The following is a 21,086-nucleotide window of genomic DNA, read 5'->3' as shown; positions in this document are numbered from 1 at the left end:
GGAGGGTATCGGAACGGTGTCGCCCGGAGGATTGTTCGGGCCGTCAGTCCACGGCGGGGTCGAGTGCGAAGTTGTAGGTCACCACCTTCCGCCCGGTGTCGTCGAGTCGGGGGTCGAGGAGAAGTTCGGGCTTCGTGGCACCGGCGACGTCGTCGTCGATCCAGTCGCCGCCGGCGAAGTACAGTTGCGTGATGATGGGCTGTTTGCCCGGTGCCGTCACCCGCAGGTGTAGATGCGCAGGTCGCCACGGGTGCCAGCCTGCCGCGGCGATGAACTGTCCGGTGGGACCGTCGGTCGGGATCTGGTATGGCGCAGGCGCAATCGTGGTGATGTCGAAGTGGCCCTCGGTGTCGGTGACGATGGTGCCGCGCAGGTTCCATTCCGGCAGGTGCGGGGCGAACTGCGAGTAGAAGCCGTCGCTGTCGGCATGCCAGAGTTCGATCACCGCCCCGCCGAGGCCGGCGCCGTCCAGGTCGGTCACCTGCCCGCGCAGAACGAGCGCGGTGTGCACGCGGTCTTCGTCCCGCATGGGAAGGGTGCACTGCGCTGGAAGTTCCGGTGCGCCCGGCACGTAGTACGGTCCCTCGATGCTGCCCTTGGTGCCTTGGAAGTTCCGGGAGTTGACGTCTTCGATCTCGTGCTCGACGAATACGTCGAGCAGCAGTGGCCACTCGCCGCCTTCTCCGACGTCGATGAGCCATTGCTTGAGGACCCGGTATTCGGGGTAGGTGATGGCGTGCTTCTGGATCAGGGCGCCGAGATCGGCGAGGGCTTCGGTGGCGATGGCGGACAGGCGTTCCGGGGAGGTGTCGGCGGTGAACCGCTCGCCTGTGAACTTGTCGGTGGCGGCGTTGCCGGATCCGGCAGCGCTCGGTGTCGTCGTAGTCGTCATACTCTGTCCTTTTGTGAGCGGGGTGGTCGGCTCGGTTGGGTCATCGATGGGCTGTGGAACCAGCACGGGTGCGTCCCGTCCGGTGGGCCGGGTTCGAGGGCAATCGTCGTCCGACACTGCGCTTCTCTTTTGCCATTGGCGCCTCGCAGCGGCTGGAGCTGTGGTCGCGTGTCCGCACCTGTGAAGGCTCAGCGCTGTGCGGCGGGGGTGGTGGCGACCTGGTTCGGGTCGTGACTGTGAATCCACTGCAGGACGTCGGGTACTCGTGTCATGGTGTCGGCGAAGTCCGCTCCGTCGTCTTGATCACTGATGCGCATCATCTGACCGGTGACCCACGAGGCCTGTTGTACCGCGCGTGTGTGGCCCCGTCGGCGGCGTTCGTAGTCACCGAACGCGGTTTCGGGTGAGGTGGACGCGAGATCTTCGAAGGCGTGCGCGAGTGCCGCGGCGTCCTCGAGGGTCTGATTGGCACCCTGGCCTTGGTGTGGCACCATCGCGTGCGCGGCGTCTCCGAGCAGAACGGTCCGTCCTCGGCTCCACCGCGGAAGGGTGTCTCGGACGAACAGGCCCCAGCGGGGGCTGACCGGGACCGCGGACAGCATGCGCAGAACATCGGGGTGCCAGCCGTCGAATGCGCCGAGCAGCTCGTCGAGTGTTCGGCCCGGCATCACCCATTCCGGCGAGTTCCATTCTGCTGGTGCATCGATGACTGCCAAGAAGTTGATCGTGCGGCCCCCGTCGATCGCGTAATGCAGGACGTGCCCGTTCGGGCCGACCCAGAACTGGATGGCCATCGGGTCGGGAAGGTTCGGGACCTTCTCGGTGGGCACCAATCCGCGGAACCCGCTCTGTCCCGAGTAGCGGATGTAGGATTTGCCGTTGACGTGCTGCTGGACGATGGACTTGGCGCCGTCGGCGCCGACGACGAAGTCGGCGTCCACCTCGGTGCCGTTGGTGAACGTCAGCCGAATCCGCTCGCCGATCTCGTCGAGTGAGTCCAGCCGGTGACCGAGGTGCACCCGGTCATGTCCCCACGCGTCGATCAGCACTTTCTGCAGGTCCGCGCGGTGCAACCCGTAGTAGTTCGAACCAAAGTCCTCGCGGTACTCTGCCCGGTTGCCATACTGGTACAAGGGCTTACCCGAGCGGCCGTGCCGGATGATCAGTCCAGTCGGCACCGTCGCGACTTCCTGCAGTCGCTCACCCAGCCCCAGTCCCTCCAAGACTCGGACCCCGTTGGAGGAGAGCGCTACCGCGGCGCCCACCGCCACCAATTCCGGTGCCTGCTCGAATACCTGCGCGTCGATTCCCCGGCGCCGCAACGCGATCGCCAGCGTCAGTCCGCCGATGCCGGCACCGATGATCGCCACCGTCGCCGTTGTAGATGTTTTCATGTCAATCCCAGTTTCTAGTTTCGGTATTCCCACCGTGTGGCAGTAGATTCCGCGATCGGAAGGTCGGTGCGGTTTACCGGTGACCGTGCGGGCGATCGGTTGGGACGACCCGTCCGCACGGTCGAGCGAAGGCCGTCAGCGGGTCGCGAAGCTCACGAGTGAGCCGTAGAACGGAAGTGCACTGTCGGAGAACACGGCCGCCAGTTCCGCTCCGCCCGGGTTCCGCCAATCCCGTTGCAGTTCGGCTGCGACGGCGACCGTGCTGTTGAGCACGACGCCGGCAGTCTGCATTCGGGCCGCCGCTGACTGGGAAGCCAACGCGCTCCACGTGCCTGACGCATCGAGCACCGCGTGCGCGTGGTATCCGCGCGAGATCGCGGACAGCGCCGCGAACGTGACGCAGACGTCGGTGCTGATACCGGCGATGATCAGGTGCGATCGACCTGTAGCTCGGATGGCTGCCTCGAAGTCCTGGTTGTCGAAGGCATCGATCTCGCCGGGCCGTCGAATGAGTGTTGCGTCCGGCAGCAGCCGGGACAGCTCGGGCAGCAGGTCCCCGTTGGGGCCGTCGTCCGCGCTGGTGGTGATGACTACGGGGATGTCGTAGGCGGTAGCGAACCCGGCCAGGGAGACGACGTTTCGGCGGAGTTGCTCCTGGTCTTGGTCGTGGACACCGAGGATCAGTCCGAGCTGGTGGTCCACCAGCACCAGGGCGGAGTTCTCCCGGGTGATGCGATTGTCGGGGTACTGCGTGTCGGTCATAAGAGTTTCCTTACTGAAGATGCCGGTTGATGTTCGCGAGGATCAGTGTTCGATTTCCTGCTCGTTGATCGGCCCCCAGATGTTGATGGTGGCGACGTCGACCTCCCAGGTCCGCGGACCCTGCGGGTACGTCTCGTGCCACGGGCGCGGTTCCCAGTACCCCTTGGACTCGTCGTGGATGACGTCGAGTTGGGTGAACAGTTCGATGGTGTTGCCGTCGGGGTCCTTGTGGTAGGTGAACAGGTTGTGCCCGGGACCGTGGCGGCCCGGACCCCAGTGCAGCCGGAAATCGTTCTTGGCGAGGTGGTCGATCATGGTGATCAGGTGGTTTGGGTCGCGCATCTCGTAAGCGATGTGGTGCATGCCCGACTTCGTGGTGCTGGCCAGGAAATTGGCCGCGTGGTGATCGGCGTTGCACCGCAGGAACACGAAGAAGTCGCCGATGGTGTCGGACCACTTGAAGCCGAGGAGGTCCTGGTAGAAGTTCTGCATCCGCTCCAGTTCCGGGGTGAAGGCGGCGACGTGCCCGAGCTTGGTGGGCCGCAGCGGGGCGCGCCCGTCGACACCACTGGGGTCCTGGCCCTCGATCAGGTGCAATTCGATGCCGGTGCCCGGTTCGGTCATGACGACGACGTCGGGGGTGCCGGGCGCGATGTCCGAGCGGCGCTGTGCCTCGTAGCCGGCGTTCTTCAATCGTTGCTGGGCGTCGGTGAGCGAGCCCCAGACCTCGTAGCCGACGGCCGACCGGGCCTTTTTCTGGCCCTTCTTGATCACCACGCAATGGTGATCGGCGCCGGTGGTGAGGAAGGCTGCGTCCGCGCTCTGTTCGACGGTTTCGAAGTCGAGGACCTGGGTGTAGTACCACACCATCCGCTCGACATCGGGGGTATCGAAGGTGACGTAGCCGAGCTTCGACACAGGGGCGGCGGGTTCGACGGCACTGGGGTGGGGGGTGGTGCTCATGGGTTTTCCTTTAGCTCGTAGGTGCAGTTTGCTTCGTCCCCGTCATCGGGGTCGGCCGTTCAGTCGACCAGGAGGGCGACACGGCCAACGTTGGCGCTCGATTCCACGTAGCGGTGGGCCTCGGCGGCGGCGACCAGGGAGAAGGTGCGGTCGATCACGCTGCGGAACCCGGCGCGGACCTCTTCCCACAGCTGGACGGCGGCGGCGCGGTTGCCGGTCCGTACCCCGATAATGCGCAGCCCCCGGGAATAGAGTCGTTGCAGATCGACGGTGACGTCGTGCCCGAGGAACGCCCCGGAGCTGACCATCGCCCCGCCCGGTGCGAGGGCGGCCATTCCCTTCGACCAGAGCTGCGGGTCGCCGAGGTTGTCGATCACGATGTCGGCGCCGGAGCCCGCGAATGCCGCGCGTACGTCGTCGGCGAAGGTGTGCGATGCCGAGTCGAGGACGTTGTCGAACCCTAACTCGCGCAGACGGTCTCGTTTCGCCGGTTGCCGCGAGCTGACGATCACCTCGGCCCGGAGGTGTTTCGCCAGGAGCGCGGTTGTGGAGCCGAGCGCCGACGTGGCGCCTTGCACGATGACCCGTTGCCCGGTGCGGTAACCGGCACGCAGCAACTGGTTCATCGCGACCGGGCCGGCGAGAGCGACGGCGACCGCGTCGGCTGGACTCATCTGCGCCGGCACCGGGAACACGTTGACGGCGGGCACCGCGACGTACTGCGCGTAGGCGCCCGGTCGGTGGGTGCCGATGATCTCGAGGGTCGGGGACAGTTCGTCGTATCCCGATTGCACCAGGGGGCAGGAGGGGTCGGTGATCACCGGAAACGTCGCGACTCGGGCGCCGAGCGCGACGGTCGAGACGTGCGCGCCGGCCGCCACCACCACGCCGGCGTGCTCGGCGCCGAGGATGTGTGGAAACGTAAAGGTCGCGTAGGGGTGGTGTCCGGAGCGGGCAACGAGATCGAGCAGGCGTCCGACGCTGACCGCGCCCACCCGAATGAGGACCTCATCGGGGCCGGGGATGGGGGTGGGCACGGTCTCGACGGTCAGGACCTCGGGGCCGCCGAATTCTCGGAATGTCACGGCGGTCATGGTCGGTCCGGTGCGGGTCGGAGTCGGCCAGGCGCCGGGGTGCGGTGGTGCGGTGTGCTGGGGGGTGCTCATTTGACGACAATCGTGTTGGTGAGTCGGCCGATGCCGTCGATGTCCACGGTCACGACGTCACCGTCTCGGAGGAAGTCGTGGCGGGGCATCCCGACACCGGCGGGGGTGCCGGTGAGGATGATGTCCCCCGGTGCGAGGGTCATGATCCGGCTGGCGGCGGCGACCAGGTCGAATACGCCGGTCACCATCTGGGCTGTGTCGGAGTCCTGCTTGACCACCCCGTTGACGTCGAGGCGGATCTTGAGCGACTGCGGATCCGGGACCTGCCAGGACGGGACGATGCCCGGGCCGAGGGGGCAGAAGCCGTTCTGGCTCTTGTGCCCGACCCAGTCCCATTCGAAGGCGGGAAAGACGGAGTTGTCGCGGTGGAAGACGCCGCGGTCGGAGATGTCGTTCGCGACGACGTAGCCGGCGATGTGAGCGGGCGCCTCGGCCACCGTGATCGCGGTGCATTCGGTGCCGATGACGACGCCGAGTTCGGCTTCCCAGTCGACCTTCGAGCGACCGTCGTCGAAGATCGCGATTGCGGAGTCCGGTCCGACGACAGAAGTGGTGGGGGATTTGAGGAAGAAGAAGGGTTCGGCGTCGGGGTCGGGGCGAGCGGTGCCCATCTCCTCGGCGTGGTCGTAATAGTTGGCCCCGGCGCACAGCACCGCGTTGGGGTAGGTGATCGGCGCCAGCAGGGAGGCCCCGTCGACTGGAGTGAGGGCTTCGACGTCCAGATCGAGCAGAAGCGGTCGGTGGGTTGACCATTCCCGCAGCAGGCTCAGGGCATCGAGGTCGCGCAGAGCGTCCGGGACGGTGCGGAGGAGCCCGTCGGCGGCGATGCCGAGGCGGGTGTCCTCGCCGGTGGTGGTGTACTGGACCAGGGACCAGAGGGTGGGGGTCATGTTCGTGCTTTCCGTTTGCGGCGCCCGGGGCGCTCATGTCGTGGTGTGCTGCGAAAGGGGACCGGCGAGCGCCCCGGGCAAAACCCTGACCGGTGGAGTCAGCCGGCGAGCCAGCCGCCGTCGACGGGGAGAATCGTTCCGTTGACATATGAGGCAGCGTCCGAGCACAGCCAGGCCACCGCCTGCCCGACCTCGTCCGGTTGTCCGTACCTCCCGGCGGCGGTCCTGTCGACGACATGGTTCATCACGTCGCTGGGAACCGCGGCTGTCATGGCCGTGGCGATCGGGCCCGGTGCCACCGCGTTGACGCGGATACCGGCCCCGCCGTAATCGAGGGCCGCAGTCTTGGTCAAGCCGACGACACCGTGTTTGCTAGCGGCGTAGGCGCCCTGGCTGGGAGCGCCGGCCATAGACCAGACCGAGGCAGTGTTGACAATCGCACCCCGCCGACGGGAGAGCATGCTTCGCAGTTGGTATTTCATGCAGAGGAATACGCCGGTCAAATTGACCTCCAGCACGCGCGCCCAGTCATCGTCCTTGAGGTCGGCCAGCGGGGCGGGATGAAAGGTTCCCGCGTTGTTGTGCGCATAGTCGAGCGGTCCGAACGTGTTCTCGGCGTGGCGGATTGCCGCCTGGACCGAGGCGGAGTCGGAGACGTCGGTGCGAATGTACGATGCCTGTCCCCCGGCGTCGGTGATGGCTGTCACCGTGTTGCCCGCGTCGTCGTCGAGCAGATCGCAGATCACCACCGCCGCGCCCTGCGCGGCGAGGGCTTTCGCGGAGGCCGCGCCAATCCCGCGGGCTGCGCCGGTGACCATGGCGACCGTGCCGTCGAGTGCGTTCATGATTGTCCTGTCCATGTGGTGTGTCAGCTGGCGGTGTAGGCGCCGTCGACGCTGAGCGCAGTTCCGGTGACGAACGAAGACGAGGGAGAGGCCAGCCAGAGCACGGCGTCGGCGATCTCGCTCACCTCGGCGATTCGCCCGATGGCGTGCATAGCGTGCATCTTGTCCATGAATGTGTCGTCGGTGGCGGCGACCTCGTCGATCATCGCGGTACGCACCACCCCCGGGCAGATGGCGTTGACCCTCACCCCTGCCGCCGAGTACTCGAGCGCGGCCGCCTTCGTCAGGCCGACGACCCCGTGCTTGGAGGCGATATACGACGCCTGGTTCGGCAACGCGACCAGCCCGAGCGCCGAGGAGGTATTGACGATCGAGCCTCCGCCGGAGGCCATGATCGCGGGGAGCTCGGCGCGCATGCAGTGAAAAACTCCGGTGAGATTGACGTCGATCACCCGCGCCCAGTCCGCGTCGGACATTTCGGCGAGTGGGTGGCCGGCGGCCTCGACGCCGGCGTTATTGTGCGCGATGTGTAAGGCTCCGAAGTTGTGCAGGGCCGCGGCAACCATGGCCTCGACCGATTCGGCGTCGGTGACATCGGTTTCGACGAAAATCGCCGGGCTCGCCGGAGGCAGGTGGGTGATCGTGGCCTTACCTGCCCGCGGATCCCGGTCCGCGGCGATCACCGATGCACCGGCGTCGATCAGCGCGCTCACACAGGCCCGGCCGATACCGCCACCGGCCCCGGTGACGAGGGCCACCCTTCCGCTCAGCTCACGCATAGACCGGCTCCAAATCGAAGTAGACCCGATAGTCGTCGATCAGACCCGCCGGCGTTCGGCTCCAGATGCTCACGACCGGGATCCGGGCCGTGTTTCCGTCGAGCCGGTCGTACGTGACGTCGAGTTCGACGATTGTGGTCGAATCCACGGTCCATTCGTGGACGATGGTGTGATGCAGACCGGCGATCGTCGCGAGGAAATCGGCAGTGCCCTTTTCGATTTCGACGTGACCGATCAGCGGGGCACAGTTGGCGAACACCAGTCTTCCGGCGTCGGTGAAGAGCGCCGCGAAGGCGGCGGCATCGAGGGAATCGATGACGGCGAAGACCTCGCCCGCCGTCCGTAGTGTGGCTGTCATCGGCCGTCCCCTAAGCGATCTGCGCCGAGCGGGACCGCACGGCGTCAAGGGTGGTTGCGACGGCGGAAAGGTAGTCGGCCTCCATGCGCTCGGCGAACTCGGCCTCGGCGGCGCTGCCCGCCTCGACACCGTCGAGCACGATCCGGAAGGTGAAGGTCAGTAACAGGTTGCCGTCCTCGGCGAATTCGATCTCGTTGTCGATCGTGCCCTTCGCCGCTCCGTGGGTGCGCACGAAGTGCACCCGCCGCTGCGGGTAGAGAGTCACGACCTCTCGCACGGTTTCACCGCCGAGGACGATCTCCCGAACGAGTCCGCCGTCGAATCGGTCGGTGACGGTGCAGGCAGTAATGGCCGGCACGAACGGCAACGGGTTCTCCGCCTTCATCACCAACCCGTCCCACAGGTCGTCAACCGTTAGGTCCGCCGTATCGGGGGTGTTCACCGCCAGCGTCTTGCTCACTTCGATCATGTGCGTGGCCTCCTGGGGCGCGAGATATGCGTTTCCGCATGCGATGAAGATTTTGGGGTTGCGCTCCCTGAGCGCATAACCCAATAGTGTCGACACTTTATGGCTGTGTCAAGGGTCACTTTTGCTGATCTGGGACATCGCTAGGCATTGTTCATTCGAAACTCCTCTCCCTGATGACATCCTCCGACTTGGGATTCCGCACGTCAGCCGCTTCACGCATTGATGCGCGAGGCGCACGACTACCGCAAAAGTGTCGCCACTGTACGATCGGTCGTACCGCACGAGCGACGTCGATGGAGAGTGGGGCCGTATGAGCAGGCCGGCAGGGACCAGACGAACTATGGGTGAGCTTCCCCGGCCGGTATTCACCGACCGCCGGTCCACGAGCATTCAGGTGCACAAACACCTACGCGATCTGATTCTCGACAGCACACTGCCACCGGGAACCGTTCTCAAGCAGGCCGAACTGGCGCGGCAATTCGGGACCAGCCGGGCCCCGCTCCGCGAGGCATTCCGCATGCTCCAGGAAGAAGGCCTGATCGAAGCGGATCTCAACCAAGCCGGTCGCGTGCGCGCACTCGACGCCAACGAGCTCGACCAACTCTATGGAGCACGGATCGCCCTCGAATCACTCGGCGTACGGGTCACCACCGGTCGACTCACCACCGCAGAGGCCACCCACGCACAGCAGCTGCTCGACACCCTGGAGCAACTGAGGGCCGACAACGACCTGGCTCGGTGGGGCGAAGTGCACCGGCAATTCCACGCCACCTGCATGTCCCGGATCGCCGACCCGCTGCTGCGGACGGTCAACTCGTTCGCCGAACGCAGCGAACGCTATCTACGTCTCTACCAGGTGTGGCACCCACAGTCATTTGCCGGCGCACACCAGGAGCACGAAGCCATCCTGGCAGCGGTCCGAGGCGCCGATTCCGACAAAGCCGCGCGCCTGATGGCCGGGCATCTCGCCCACACCGCGCTGGCGATCCTCCGAGACCTCTCACCCGACACGTCTCACCACGCTGCGTGCGAGGCCGTGGCCATGGTGACCGGCGTAAAGGTGTCGACACAAGCCGAACTAGACAGGTAAGCGTTTGGGGGTTTGTTCGAATCCCTCATGCCCCGACAGACCGGCACGTCCCTTGCCTCACTCGGACGCGACGCGTCGACCGGCGCCGGCACTTCCCGAACCGGATAACTACCTCCCCGAGACCCCGCTACCCCTGCCCACCCGGCAGCGGGGAACCCACCGTGAACGTCGCCCCGAACGGATCGGTGACATCGGCGGTCCGCCCGTACGGCATGTCCGTCGGGTCCTCCGCAGTGCCCCCGTGGGCCCGGGCGGCGGCAACGGTCGCGTGCGCATCGGCAACCTGGAAGAGGGTGCCCCAGGAAGACTCCGAGGCGGCCGGGTCGCCCACGATGCCACCGACCTCGTGCCCATCGGGTCTGCGCAGAAAGGTGAAATCCACTCCGGGCAGGTCGTCGTTCCCGTCCAGCGTGAAGTCGAACACCGCCGAGTAGAAGTCCCGCGCCGGGCCGGGATTCGGTGTCACCAAGTCGTTGCGCAACAACGTGTTCGGCTCGTTCACCAACTCGCAGCCGACGTGGGCCCGCCCCTGCCACAAGCCGAACTGCGCACCCGACGGATCCCGCACCATCGCCATCCGACCCTGGTCGGCGATGTCCATGGGCTCCATCAGCAGCGTGCCGCCCGCGTCCGCGGACCGAGCGAGAGTCGCCTCGAGATCGTCGGTCGCCAGGTAGACGTTCCACCAGAACGCGGCGGCGTTCTCGTCGGGATTCGGCATCAGCGCGGCGACCTTCTTGCCGCCGACCAGACACATCGTGTACCGCCCGTACTCCTCGGGACCCACGTCGAATTCCCAGCCGAAGACCGAACCGTAGAAGGTCATCGCCCGGTCGAGGTCGGGAATGCCCAGATCGATCCAGGTGGGGGTGCCGAGTGGTTGATTCGTCGTGACCGCGCTCATCGCTGCTCCTCAGCTGTCGGGTACCAACTCGAGGCTAACCTGCGGCACCGACATTCGACGCCAGAGCCGCGATTCGCTGTCCGCTCCGCGACCCCACTCTGCAATCGACAGGACGGAGTCCTGGGTGCGGTCGCTTGTGACGTCCTCGCCACGTCACGGTCCGACGGGCCCGAAGACGAAGCGGCATCGCTGCCATCGCTGTCTCATGACCGTAAAGACCCTCGGTCTCGGCCGTCAGTCGTCGCCGTTATTGCGTGGAGCCTTTCATTGACCATTGCCATGTCTCGCCGCCGAGCTGGGTGCTCGTACGCGGCGTGGCAAAGGCGACCTGTTGAGGCGGAATCTGACGATCGTTTTGATCAGATCGATGTCGGGACCACGACGAGTCCCCAGACCAGCAGCGGTGCGGTGGCGACGATCAATCCGCAGTGACCGTCCCGCTGGTTGATTCCGCCTGCGGGGCGCCCCTCGCCTAGCGTCCCCTGAAATGCATAGAAAAGCATCTATACCGGTGCACATCGGAACGTATTGATATCCCGAACATACTAGTGGCTTGTTGTTGAAGTCTCTTGACGGTTTGCCTTGGTAAGGACTTGGTCGGCAGTCCTGGTCCAGACGAACGGCGCGCATCGGGTGTTCCATCCGTTGATGAAGGCGCGGATCTTGGTGGTCAGATCCTTGACGGAACCGAAGGTTCCGCGGTGGATGGCCAGACGTTCGATGATCCCGAACTACACCTCCACCAGGTTCATCCAAGATGCCGAGGTGGGCGTGAAATGCGCATGAATACGGGGATGTTCGGCCAGCCAGGCCCGGACTTCGACCTTCTTGTGAGTGGCGTAGTTGTCCATCACCAGATACAGCTCCCGCTCCGGGTAGGCGCGGGCGAGGTGCTCGAGGAAGACGAGGAACTCCTGGTGACGATGCCTCGGTTTGCACAGCCCGGTGACCTTTCCGGTAGCGATGTCCAGGGCTGCAAACAGGGTCGAGGTGCCGTGTCGGACATAGTCGTGGGTACCTTTCTCGACCGAAACGATCCTCATCGGCAGCATCGGTGCCGTCCGGTCCAGGGCCTGGATCTGCGACTTCGCGTCCACGCACAGGACGATCGCGTTGTCCGGCGGATTCAAGTACAGCCCGACGATGTCGGTGACCTTGGCGCCCAACTCCGGGTCGGTAGAGAACTTGAACGTCGCACTGCGCCAAGGCTTGACACCGTACTCGCGCCATGCCGCCGCGACCGTGGTGTTACTGATCTTCAATCGGTCGGCGAGCAACCGGCTGCTCCAGTGCGTCACCCCGAGATTCTTCGGCGGCGGAGCCAACGTCGCGGTCACAGTCGCGGCGTGGTCGACCTTCCGAGGCCGCCCCGACCGCAACTCGTCCTCGAGCCCCGCGGTCCCCGGTCCCGAACTTGCTCGAGCCTTCGACGTCCTCACCTCATCTTCCCAGGAAGCGAACGTCAAAGTTCGCGGCGTGGCCGAACAACTTCTCACCCGAGTGGCGTCTGAGTTCCACGTTCCCGGCGCCCTCCGTACCGGTTCGATCACCTTCTCCTCCACAGCCGAGAAGGGCACCCTCGTTATTGACAACTGACTACACAAATGCTCAATTTGTCGAAGACGTGCTTGACAACGGCCCGCAACAACAGACACCTGTGGCGTCGTTCGCAAGGGTCACGATGCTCCTCGCGGGGCTTCACTCGGCAAGAACGACCACCTTGCCCGGAACACGGTCCGTGCTGGCTTGGGCGTGAAGTGCGGCCAGCTCAGTGAGGGGAATTCGCCGCGTGACTTCCACGACGAGCTCGCCGTCGTCAACGAGGGAAACCAGCTCGGTCAGTCGTTCACGGTTCTGCAGCACGAAGACGGTGGCTGCACGCACCCCACGATCGTCGTCACCCGGAGTGGCCATGAACGCGGTGGTGCTGACCACTGCGCCGCCATCGCGCACGAGCGCGACCAGCGAGGCGAAGTCCTCGGGCTCGATCGGGGCCAGGTTCAGCAGCACATCGACCTGACCCTCGACGGCGCTACGCAGGTCGGTACCGGTATGGTCGATGATCTCGTCGGCGCCGGCTGCGCGCACTGCGTCGATGCTGCGCGGGCTCGCGGTCGCGACGACGTAGACGCCGGCCCGTTTCGCGAGCTGGATCGCATACTTGCCGACGACGCCGCCTGCGCCGACGATGAGCAGCCGCTGCCCCGCTTCGAGCCGGCCGGCGTCGAAGAGCGCCTGCCACGCAGTCAGTGCCACCGAGGGCAGAGCCGCGGCATCGACGAGCGGGATACTCTTCGGGGCAGCCACAACAGCGTCGGCCGGGGCGATGACGTACTCCGCAGCGCCACCGTCGCGCTCCATGGGCAGGAATCCGATAATCGCATCGCCCACAGCGACCTCGTCGACACCGTCACCGATCGCATCGACGACGCCGGAGACGTCGTAACCCGGCACGTGCGGCAGCACCACTGGGATCGGCAGAAACCCGGCCCGCATGCCATTGTCGGCGGCATTGAATGCGGATGCTGCAACACGCAACCGGACCTGTCCGGTCGCCGGCTCCGGTGTCTCGATCTCCTCGTACCGGAGCACGTCGGGTCCGCCCACCTCGTGAAACCTCAGTGCCTTCATGGTTTTCCCTTTCGCCATTTGCTTCGAATTTGAAGCAATAGAACGAACGTAGCACTGCTTCGAACTCGAAGCAACATATGATGTGGCACATGACCGACACACCCCCAGCACTCTCAGAGACACAGCTCGAGGCGTATTTCGCCTTCACGGAGGTGAGCAGTCTGCTTCGCCATGCCGTCGAAAAGCAGCTCCGCGATGCCGGCGACCTGAGCTACGTACAGTTCCAGCTCCTGGCCCGCCTGGGCGACGCGCCCGACGGGCGACAGAGCATGACAGACCTCGCCGACGGGGTGGTCTACAGCCGCAGCGGACTGACATACCAAGCGCAACAACTCGAACAACGCGGGCTCGTCACCCGCACACCCTCACCTGAGGACGAGCGCAGCATCGACGTCGCCATCACCAACGCCGGCCGCGCCGTCCTGACGACGGTATTCCCCGGGCACATCGAAGCTCTTCACCGCCTGCTCTTCTCGGCTCTGTCCAACCAAGACGTGGACGAGCTCGCGCGTATCCTCGGTCGAGCCGCAGATCACCTCCGCGCGAATCCACCCCGCTCCGCGAACCCCCGCCGCCGGAAGCCCTAGCACACCCCACGCGGCGTGCACGATGCATCGGGCTGGTGGAGCACGTCCCACACGAAGCTTTCGACCGGCCAGGCCAGCATGCGCTGCAGCTCAGCGTCGTCGCCGTCACGCCAGTCCGGCCACCTTTCCCAGAGGGGCAGCGCAGTCTTCAACAGATCCAGATGATCACAGGCGAAACAGGCATGAACAGAATCAATCTCGGAATCGGTGAGTCCAGCAGCAAGTGTCACGCCTGCCTCTTGGAGCACCGACACTGCGACATCGCCGACCGCGCCCATGAGGTGAGTGTTTCACCCAAGCAGCAGCATGGGCGAGACAATTTCGCTGGACGGCACCGTGCGGACGCCGGCGTTCGTCGGTGACCGTCACCGATCGCCAATTGGAACTCCAGATGGAGGTCAAACTATCTTCCCTGCATCTCCTTTCGGAGTCCAACCACGACCACAACTCAGACTGTCTATCGTGACTGCATATGAGGCAGAGACTGGGTCAGATCGCGGGCGCGGCCACGGCAGCTGCCGGAGTACTGATCCTGACGAGCTGCTCGACCACAACCGACGTGCCGGAAACCTCCGCCGCCACGGTGACCGTCACCGGCGAAGCCAACCTGGCATCGGCCGAATCCGGCGAGTGCACCATCGGAGCGAATCGTGTTGCCCCGGGCGACAGAGTGGTCATCTTCGGAGACACTGGTTCCGTCACCTCCGACGAAGTCAAAAACGGTGCTGCTACCTACCGCCTACTTCAGAACGCATCGCCGCCCGCCGGCGACGGCATCGGATCTGAAGTGCAGGACAGTGACGGCACCCCCTGAAGCGGGCACCAGTGGCACATCAACCGACGGTTTCGAGTATCAACCGGCCCCGCCGCCGCCTGCTCCTCCACCACTGCTGTTGAAGGGAAAGATGTCGGTATGCGAGCCGTCCATGCGTCGAGGAGAAAGTGACGAGTAAGGACTCGGCTTCCGGTCCTGCATCAACCCTCGAAGCGTGATCCCCAATCCCTGGAGGGTCCTCCAGAACCGATTTCCCGAACGAACCGGGGCAGCCGCAGACCCGTACGGAATAGGTTCCTTGCGAACGTAGTGCTCCATACCCCCAGCGTAGCCAGCAACCTAAACCTGCTTATTCGATAGCGTGACCTGCAACAACACCGAGATCTCCATGCGGTGGCCTCAGCCGACACTGCCGAGGTGGAGGGTTGCGTCCACGATGATGGTGTACGAACCGGATGCGCATCGGAACGGCGTGTCGTAGCCCAAGAAGGCGGCCATCGCGTGACTCTTCGAGAGACCGACCAAAGTCACTCGGGTGTTGGACCACGCGATGACCAGTGCCCACGATATCGACCTGCACCAGTTCTTGACCGATCGCCAAACCGACGCCAGCCCTGACCTGCTGCGGAGTTTGTTGTCCACGTTCATCGATGCGCTGATGGGCGCCGAGTCCGACAGCCTGTGCGGCGCCGGTTTCGGTGAGCGCTCGGAGAACCGCACCAACTCCCGGAACGGCTATCGCCACCGGGATTTCGCTCCCCCAAGCACTTCGTGCAGGGAGGTACCCCCACCCGCGCCGGGACTCTCGACGTGGCGATCCCGAAGCTGCGGTCCGGCTCGTACTTTCCGGACTGGTTGCTGCAGCCGCAAGCGTGCCGAACGCGCCCTGACGTCGGTGGTGGCCACCGGGGGTGCCTCCCTGCACGAAGTGCTTGGGGGCGTACCTGCTCGGCGTCTCGACCCGACGGATGCGAAACTGGTCGACTCGCTCGGTATCACCTCACTGTCGAAATCCCAGGTGTCGGTGATGGCGAAGGACCTCGACACCCAGTCCGGGAGAACGGGCGGGTGGTGAACGTGCACGCCCTGGTCGCGGTCGGAGTGAACGCCGAGGGTTACCGGGAAATCCTGGGAATCGAGGTGACCTCCGCCGAGGACGGGGCCGGTTGGTTGGCGTTCTTCCGGTCGCTGGTCGCCCGCGGCCTGTCCGAGGTGCGGTTGGTGACCTCCGACGCCCACGCCGGCCTCGTGTCGCCGATCGGCGCCTCCCTGCCCGGGGCCGCTTGGCAACGGTGCCGGACGCATTATTCGACCAATCTCATGTCCCAGACGCCGAAGAATTCGTGGCCCTGGGTGCGCGCGCTCCTGCACTCCGTTTACGACCAGCCGAACGCCGATTATGTTCGTGCTCAATATGATCGGGGGATCGACGCCTTGTCGGAGAAGCTGCCAAAGGTAGCCGATCATCTCGACTCCGCGCGGGCCGACCTCCTCGCCTTCACGGCCTTCCCGAAGCAGATCTGGCGGCAGATCTGGTTCGACAATCCCCAGGAGAGGCTGAACAAGGAGATCCGCCGCAGAACCGATGTCGTCGGGATATTCCCCGATCGCACCGCCCTCATCCGGCTCGTCGGAGCCGTCCTCGCCGAGCAGTACGACGAGTGGATCGAAGCCCGCCGCTATCTCGGCCTCGACGTGCTCGCCCGCTCCCGCGGCACCCACGCAACACCCGAACCTACCGAGGAGGTGACGCCGGCGGCTCTGACCGCATAACCCCACGAGGAGTCACGCGACGACCGTCGTACACCACGCCCTGGGACTTGACCACTGCATCTCCGCAAGTCACCTGGAATTTATAGCTGCATCGGTCTGCTTCGCAGGCGATCATTCGTGCAGTTCACCACCCATTCCCGTTCGGACACGTCCCTCAGCGGTCAACCCGTTTTCGCGCAGCTCCCAATGCTGTGGCTGTATCAAGACGTCCATGAGGCATTGGGAGAACTGTGGCGCGCAAGGTGGTTGTCGAACTCGTCGACGATATGGACGGGACAGTGTTCGGCGAAGAAGGTGAGAAGATCACCTTCGCGGTCAACGGTGTCGAGTACGAGTTCGACCTGAAGGACGAGCACGCCCGCGAGTTCCACAAACAGGTCGGCTACTTCATCGAGCATGCCACCCGGTCGCTCGTGCCGAAGACCTCATTCCAAGTCCGCTCCAACGTCTGCGGATGCTACGACGCTTGTGCAATTCGCTGCCCGCTTGGACCCAGACTTGCTGCAGCAGATGAAGATCGAAGTAGCCGCCCGTGGGACGACTGTGCAGGCGGCGACGGCCGAAGCATTCAGGTTGTGGCTGTCCTCGAAGGTCGCTACTGGTCCCCGGAGGAGGCGGCCACGCGCACTGAGGTAGTAGCCCATCGTCATCCGGTGCTCCGATAGGCGAACCTGTACCGGGACGAGATCGGCGCCCAGCGCGCATCCGCACGGGTCGGCGCTCGTGCCGAGAGCGGATCGACAACCGGTGAGGGATCGGTAAACGGTCATCAATCCCGATCGGCTGAGTATTGCCCGAACGTGAAGCGCAGGTTCGCGTTGATGAGTTCGTTCACTCGCTTGCGCATGCGGACGGTCGTCTCCACGTCCGGGACCGGGTCGTCGACGATCAACGTCCAGGACAGAGTGGTGCTGCCGTGGGGTGGGCCAACGATGTCGAAGCGGATCCGTGCGTCCGGACGCCACGGCCAGATCGAAGTCCATACGACGAGGTTCGGTTCGACCGCTTCTGTGATCGTGGGACGTTGTTCGTCGTTGTGCAGGATCAGCCACCGACGAACGGGGTCACGGTCAGGGTCGGTGAGGGCTTCGTAGACGATGTGAGGCGGCGGTGGTTGGGTGCAGCGCCGCCTGGCAATTTCGGCCACCACCGAACCATATCGGTGCCTCTCACTTTTCGATTGCCGATCTGTGCCCGCTCATCGATCCACTTTCGAGACGAGGGCGGGTCGCCGCCGAACGTGCGCTGGCACGCTACCTCAATCGGATCCGCTTGCGGGGTGGGTTCGATAGCGTTCACTGATGGACCTGGTCACTCTCGTTCTCGCGTCACCACGCGGGCGATTCTTTTGCGCGAACGTCGCGTACATGTGCCGTACGGACCAGCGAGCCGCCCGTCCACGAGCGCCTGCAGACGTGCTCGAGGTCATCCAGGCAGTCGATGTTCAAGCCATCTCGCGGCTGTCCGAACTGGGCCTACTCAACGCTCTCGCGTTCGCGACCGACTGGGCACGGTACTGGCAACCGCCGGACGAGCAGGACGTGATGTTCGCCAGACCGGACACCGTGGCGGCTTTACATCCGGTAGCTGCCGCCGTTCTGGACTCCCCGCATACCCGGTGGTGGGCGGATCCGGTCGATCTCGGCAACCAGCGGATGGTTGGCCATCTGCCTTCGAACGAGGAGTGGCCGGAATCGACGATGCCATACCGCAGTGCTGCCGTCGGCCTCGATCACTGGCGTGACCACGTCCTCGCGGGCGAAGCACGGTTTCGTACTTGGCGCGCGGAGCGTCCGGACAATGCCATCGGTGGTGAATGGTGGTCGATACCGTTACCCAGTGCCGCCTTGGTAACCAGCCGGTCGCGGGATGGGGTGGGCGCACTGGAATTGCTGCTGGAGGAGGACTCGTTCGGCGGGGACGAAGCGCGGGTCTGGCCGGTCTCGGTCCGTAGTACACCGCGGGTATACGAGATCACGAATCCGACGGACTGGGCGCGTTTGGTCGACGCGTATCCCCTGTTCGTGCCCGAGTCCAAGCGCTCCGATTGGTTCGACACCACCGGCGAGTATCACGACTGGTTCATTCCTGACTGGGTTGCGGTGACCGACGACTACGACGCTGTGCACCTGACTTTGCACGGCTACCTGACCACACCCGGTCTCGCAATCCCATTGGCGAACAACGAGGGTGCAACTGTCCTGGCCGGTTGGAACCCGGACGCAACGTGGTGGCTGAACAACGACGTCGCTCACGTCGAAGACGAGCCAGCCTTGTGGCGACGATGCGACGATCACTGGGTACGAGTCTGAGCTCCGGAGAAGGATCCCCTTGTGGTGTCTCATGTGACCAGCTCCCGATAACGGTCGTGCCAGAGACGCTCAACGGTGAGACGCCTCGCTCTTGTCGTATGTCCGGGTGTCCCCGGCATTCGGCCTTCTCGGGAGGGGTTGCCACTTTCAGGGCGTCAGCGGCACTGCTGTCTTCAGGAACGACAGCTGCTCGTCGATCACGATCGGGAACATCGGTTCGACGTAGGGGTCGAAGTGGCCACCGCGGTGCACGTGGACGGTCGCGTGCGGGATCCTTGATGCCGTCTTCTGCGCGACCGAGGCCGGGGTGACCGCGTCGTCGGCCATGATCTGAACCAGTGTGGGGCACGAAATCGCACCCGCGGTGCGGCCGGGGGAGTACAGACCGATCTTCAGAAGAATGCGTGCGGCCACGGTCTCGAGGTAGTCGCCATCCTTCAGGCCGGATTCAGCAAGGAGCCGGTCGCGCCCGTCCATCGCGTCGGGCGAGGTCATCACGGCCGTATCTCCCGGTCGACCTATGGAGTCGATGTAGCGCGGTGATCGCTTCAGTAAAGCCCGCGTCTGGTCGATGACGGCGGACGGCAGAACGCGCAGCGTGTTGCGCAGGCCGGTTGCGCGCACGGCCGCAGGACCACTGACGTGTGGGACCTGCGCGATGACGGCCGCGAAGTCCTCGCCCGTTCCCGCCAGGGCGAGCACGTGACCGCCCGCGAACGAGGTGCCCCAGCCGACGATGCGCCGCGCATCTACCCCGTCCAGCGATCGGGCGTAGGCAACGGCGTTGCGGTAGTCCTGGTGCTGCTTGGGAATATCGAGAAGCTGGCGCGGCTCGCCTTCGCTTTCACCGAAGTGCCGATAGTCGAAGACGAGGACCGTGTACCCGGCACGGGCGAAAACGTCCGCGTACGCATAAAGGCGCAAAGCGCGGGGAGTGCCGAAGCCGTGAGCCATCACCACGGCGGGCGTTTCGGTCGTGGCGGCAGCGGGACGGAACACCGTTACCGCGCAGCGCACGCCCTCGGATTCGAACCATTCGTCAGTGCGCGAGTATGTGGCATCGTCCCCGGTGGGCATGGCGCGACTCTCGTTTCTCGGTGAGGGCTGTTCCGGTGGCATCCGCCGCGCGGTCCAGCGTTCTTGATTGACATTCAAGGGGACGGTAGCAGCGTCTTGATCGGCAATCAAGCTAAAGTTTCCGCATGCCCCGGAACCGCGCGCCCGTCGACCGAACCGAGAAGCGGGCCGAGATCGTCACGGCTGCGACCAGGTTGTTCGTCGACGACGGTTACGACAACACGACGATGGGCAAGATCGCGGCCGCGGCTGGGGTGACCGCGAACACCATCTACTGGTACTTCCGAGACAAGGACCAGTTGCTGATCGGTGTGCTTGACGACGTTCACGCCCAGACCCTCATCCGCTTTACCGCCCTGGGTGAGCTGCCGCTCGGAGACCGCATTCTCTGGGCGGTCCGGGAGCTCACCGGATACCACCGACTGGTCGACACCGTTCATGTGCGCAAGGCTCAGTCACCTGAAATAGACGACTGGCACAACGCTTTCCATTCGACATGGGAAGGATGGCTCGCGTCTAATCTCACCCTGTTGGGCGTGTCCGAAGCCGACATCGAGCCGATGACTCGCGTGATCGTGTTCGTCATCGAGAGCATGCTCACCCACCCGAACACGGAGCTCGAGAACCGAGCAACCGTCGACGTCCTTCTACGCATGGTCGATCCGCCGACAAGCTAGAGATCCGCCGACAAGCTAGATAGGCAGTCCCTTATCCAGTCGCGTGCGAAAGTCGCCCGTTCCAAGCGTCAGCGGTCGCCCGTCGCCGTTGCGCGGCCCGCAGCACTAGACCACTAGCCAGTCAGCGATCCGCTTACGGCGAAGATTCCGCAAGGAAGCATCGAGGACTCGTTCGAGTGCAATTGCGACAGGATCACCGAGGGTCGAAAGGGGTCGTCGGGACGTTGTGAACCGTCGACGCGGCCCCGCATCACGGTTCGTGCGCTGACACCTCTGCTGTGTGAGGGTCGTTCACCCGCGGAGCTAAAAGTGCGGCGGGAAGTGTAGCCTCGAGGATGTCGAGGGCCATTCGAACATGCGCGGTCAAGCCATGTCGTCCTCGGCGCCCAAACCGGTCCTAAGTCAAAAGGGCCGAGAACTGGAGCGCCGCCATGGCGTCGAACCCGACCGATGTGTCGAACTCTCTAGCAGTTTCCGAGTCACCTAGCCCTGCACTGGCAATGGAATCGACGCTGTCCTGCACGGCATGTCCGCACAGCCCGGATTCCCACGATGCGCTCGGTATTCGGTTTTGCGCCGTGACCTCGGACCGAAAGCTCGACCGAAAGTGCATCTGCGCTGGTGAACAGGCGACTGGACAGCACTACTCCCGGTACTGAACGAGAAGTTCACCCAAACGGGAGCTTCACCGGTGGTACCGGGAGCACGGCATGTTGGGTGGATTGAGGATCTCGATTTCGCC

General features: G+C 64.7%; 22 protein-coding genes and 3 pseudogenes. 8 read left to right on the top strand and 17 right to left on the bottom strand.

The window, feature by feature from the left end; translation table 11 throughout:
- Positions 1-43: 43 nt before the first annotated feature.
- From catA to JQT59_RS13780, 10 genes are all read right to left on the bottom strand, one after another.
- Positions 44-892 carry a catechol 1,2-dioxygenase gene (catA, locus tag JQT59_RS13825; protein ID WP_213576607.1) on the bottom strand — a complete coding sequence of 283 codons (849 nt, stop codon included), beginning with the start codon at positions 890-892 and terminating at the stop codon, positions 44-46.
- A 188-nt stretch (positions 893-1,080) separates the two neighbouring features.
- Positions 1,081-2,286, bottom strand: coding sequence for an FAD-dependent oxidoreductase (locus tag JQT59_RS13820; protein ID WP_213576606.1), 1,206 nt, complete (start codon positions 2,284-2,286; stop codon positions 1,081-1,083).
- 135 nt (positions 2,287-2,421) lie between these two features.
- Entirely contained in the window at positions 2,422-3,048 is a 627-nt protein-coding gene (locus JQT59_RS13815) for an isochorismatase family protein (RefSeq protein ID WP_213576605.1), read from the bottom strand.
- 42 nt (positions 3,049-3,090) lie between these two features.
- Positions 3,091-4,011, bottom strand: coding sequence for a VOC family protein (locus JQT59_RS13810; protein WP_213576604.1), 921 nt, complete (start codon positions 4,009-4,011; stop codon positions 3,091-3,093).
- Between the two features lie 59 nt (positions 4,012-4,070).
- Positions 4,071-5,177 (bottom strand): zinc-binding dehydrogenase, encoded by a 1,107-nt coding sequence (locus JQT59_RS13805; RefSeq protein WP_249354410.1) that lies wholly within the window; start codon positions 5,175-5,177, stop codon positions 4,071-4,073.
- Entirely contained in the window at positions 5,174-6,067 is an 894-nt protein-coding gene (locus JQT59_RS13800) for a fumarylacetoacetate hydrolase family protein (RefSeq protein ID WP_213576603.1), read from the bottom strand. The genes JQT59_RS13805 and JQT59_RS13800 overlap by 4 nt, the downstream gene beginning before the upstream one ends.
- 98 nt (positions 6,068-6,165) lie before the next feature.
- Complete coding sequence (locus tag JQT59_RS13795; RefSeq protein ID WP_213576602.1) at positions 6,166-6,912, bottom strand: SDR family NAD(P)-dependent oxidoreductase; 747 nt, start codon at positions 6,910-6,912, stop codon at positions 6,166-6,168.
- 23 nt (positions 6,913-6,935) lie between these two features.
- A complete protein-coding gene (locus tag JQT59_RS13790) occupies positions 6,936-7,691 on the bottom strand; it encodes an SDR family NAD(P)-dependent oxidoreductase (RefSeq protein WP_213576601.1) in 756 nt (251 codons plus the stop codon).
- Positions 7,684-8,049 carry a nuclear transport factor 2 family protein gene (locus JQT59_RS13785; protein ID WP_213576600.1) on the bottom strand — a complete coding sequence of 122 codons (366 nt, stop codon included), beginning with the start codon at positions 8,047-8,049 and terminating at the stop codon, positions 7,684-7,686. Before JQT59_RS13785 ends, JQT59_RS13790 begins: the two co-directional genes overlap by 8 nt.
- Before the next feature lie 10 nt (positions 8,050-8,059).
- Positions 8,060-8,518: an SRPBCC family protein gene (locus JQT59_RS13780; protein WP_213576599.1), complete on the bottom strand. Its 459-nt coding sequence runs from the start codon at positions 8,516-8,518 to the stop codon at positions 8,060-8,062.
- Positions 8,519-8,858: 340 nt separating this feature from the next.
- On the opposite strand from JQT59_RS13780, the gene JQT59_RS13775 reads away from it, so the two are divergent.
- Positions 8,859-9,608 carry a GntR family transcriptional regulator gene (locus JQT59_RS13775; RefSeq protein ID WP_213576598.1) on the top strand — a complete coding sequence of 250 codons (750 nt, stop codon included), beginning with the start codon at positions 8,859-8,861 and terminating at the stop codon, positions 9,606-9,608.
- A 127-nt stretch (positions 9,609-9,735) separates the two neighbouring features.
- Here the strand turns inward: JQT59_RS13775 and JQT59_RS13770 are convergent, their stop codons facing one another.
- The 4 genes and pseudogenes from JQT59_RS13770 to JQT59_RS13755 all read right to left on the bottom strand — a co-directional run bounded on the left by JQT59_RS13770 (position 9,736) and on the right by JQT59_RS13755 (position 13,143).
- Positions 9,736-10,512, bottom strand: a complete 777-nt coding sequence (locus JQT59_RS13770; RefSeq protein WP_213576597.1) for a VOC family protein — start codon at positions 10,510-10,512, stop codon at positions 9,736-9,738.
- 359 nt (positions 10,513-10,871) lie between these two features.
- Entirely contained in the window at positions 10,872-11,015 is a 144-nt protein-coding gene (locus JQT59_RS13765) for a hypothetical protein (protein ID WP_213576596.1), read from the bottom strand.
- Between the two features lie 42 nt (positions 11,016-11,057).
- A pseudogene (locus tag JQT59_RS13760) lies at positions 11,058-11,915 on the bottom strand (IS630 family transposase); the annotation flags it as partial.
- A gap of 295 nt (positions 11,916-12,210) precedes the next feature.
- The gene (locus tag JQT59_RS13755; RefSeq protein ID WP_213576595.1) at positions 12,211-13,143 is read right to left on the bottom strand and encodes an NADP-dependent oxidoreductase; all 933 of its coding nucleotides are present in this window, start codon (positions 13,141-13,143) and stop codon (positions 12,211-12,213) included.
- A gap of 89 nt (positions 13,144-13,232) precedes the next feature.
- Here JQT59_RS13755 and JQT59_RS13750 point away from each other — a divergent pair, with 89 nt between their 5' ends.
- A complete protein-coding gene (locus JQT59_RS13750; RefSeq protein ID WP_213576594.1) occupies positions 13,233-13,730 on the top strand; it encodes a MarR family winged helix-turn-helix transcriptional regulator in 498 nt (165 codons plus the stop codon).
- Here the strand turns inward: JQT59_RS13750 and JQT59_RS13745 are convergent.
- Positions 13,727-14,008: a hypothetical protein gene (locus JQT59_RS13745; protein ID WP_213576593.1), complete on the bottom strand. Its 282-nt coding sequence runs from the start codon at positions 14,006-14,008 to the stop codon at positions 13,727-13,729. The two genes, JQT59_RS13750 and JQT59_RS13745, sit on opposite strands and share 4 nt — an antisense overlap.
- 194 nt (positions 14,009-14,202) lie before the next feature.
- Here JQT59_RS13745 and JQT59_RS13740 point away from each other — a divergent pair, with 194 nt between their 5' ends.
- From JQT59_RS13740 to JQT59_RS13730, 3 genes and pseudogenes are all read left to right on the top strand, one after another.
- The gene (locus JQT59_RS13740) at positions 14,203-14,544 is read left to right on the top strand and encodes a hypothetical protein (RefSeq protein ID WP_249354409.1); all 342 of its coding nucleotides are present in this window, start codon (positions 14,203-14,205) and stop codon (positions 14,542-14,544) included.
- A gap of 511 nt (positions 14,545-15,055) precedes the next feature.
- A pseudogene (locus JQT59_RS13735) lies at positions 15,056-16,278 on the top strand (IS256 family transposase).
- A 230-nt stretch (positions 16,279-16,508) separates the two neighbouring features.
- Positions 16,509-16,685: pseudogene (locus JQT59_RS13730) on the top strand (Lsr2 dimerization domain-containing protein); the annotation flags it as partial.
- 362 nt (positions 16,686-17,047) lie between these two features.
- Here the strand turns inward: JQT59_RS13730 and JQT59_RS13725 are convergent.
- A complete protein-coding gene (locus JQT59_RS13725; RefSeq protein ID WP_213576592.1) occupies positions 17,048-17,425 on the bottom strand; it encodes a hypothetical protein in 378 nt (125 codons plus the stop codon).
- A gap of 154 nt (positions 17,426-17,579) precedes the next feature.
- Here JQT59_RS13725 and JQT59_RS13720 point away from each other — a divergent pair, with 154 nt between their 5' ends.
- The gene (locus tag JQT59_RS13720) at positions 17,580-18,590 is read left to right on the top strand and encodes a hypothetical protein (protein WP_213576591.1); all 1,011 of its coding nucleotides are present in this window, start codon (positions 17,580-17,582) and stop codon (positions 18,588-18,590) included.
- A gap of 147 nt (positions 18,591-18,737) precedes the next feature.
- Here JQT59_RS13720 and JQT59_RS13715 read toward each other — a convergent pair whose 3' ends face one another.
- Complete coding sequence (locus JQT59_RS13715; protein WP_213576590.1) at positions 18,738-19,667, bottom strand: alpha/beta hydrolase; 930 nt, start codon at positions 19,665-19,667, stop codon at positions 18,738-18,740.
- A gap of 125 nt (positions 19,668-19,792) precedes the next feature.
- Here JQT59_RS13715 and JQT59_RS13710 point away from each other — a divergent pair, with 125 nt between their 5' ends.
- Both JQT59_RS13710 and JQT59_RS36985 read left to right on the top strand, forming a co-directional pair.
- Positions 19,793-20,344 carry a TetR/AcrR family transcriptional regulator gene (locus JQT59_RS13710; protein WP_213576589.1) on the top strand — a complete coding sequence of 184 codons (552 nt, stop codon included), beginning with the start codon at positions 19,793-19,795 and terminating at the stop codon, positions 20,342-20,344.
- A gap of 431 nt (positions 20,345-20,775) precedes the next feature.
- Entirely contained in the window at positions 20,776-21,003 is a 228-nt protein-coding gene (locus tag JQT59_RS36985) for an RGCVC family protein (RefSeq protein WP_317745852.1), read from the top strand.
- The last annotated feature ends 83 nt before the right edge of the window (positions 21,004-21,086 follow it).

This window comes from Rhodococcus sp. USK13 (assembly GCF_018343855.1).
Classification (GTDB): Bacteria; Actinomycetota; Actinomycetes; order Mycobacteriales; family Mycobacteriaceae; genus Rhodococcus_F; species Rhodococcus_F oxybenzonivorans.
This window is presented reverse-complemented; position numbering and strand designations above follow the sequence as displayed.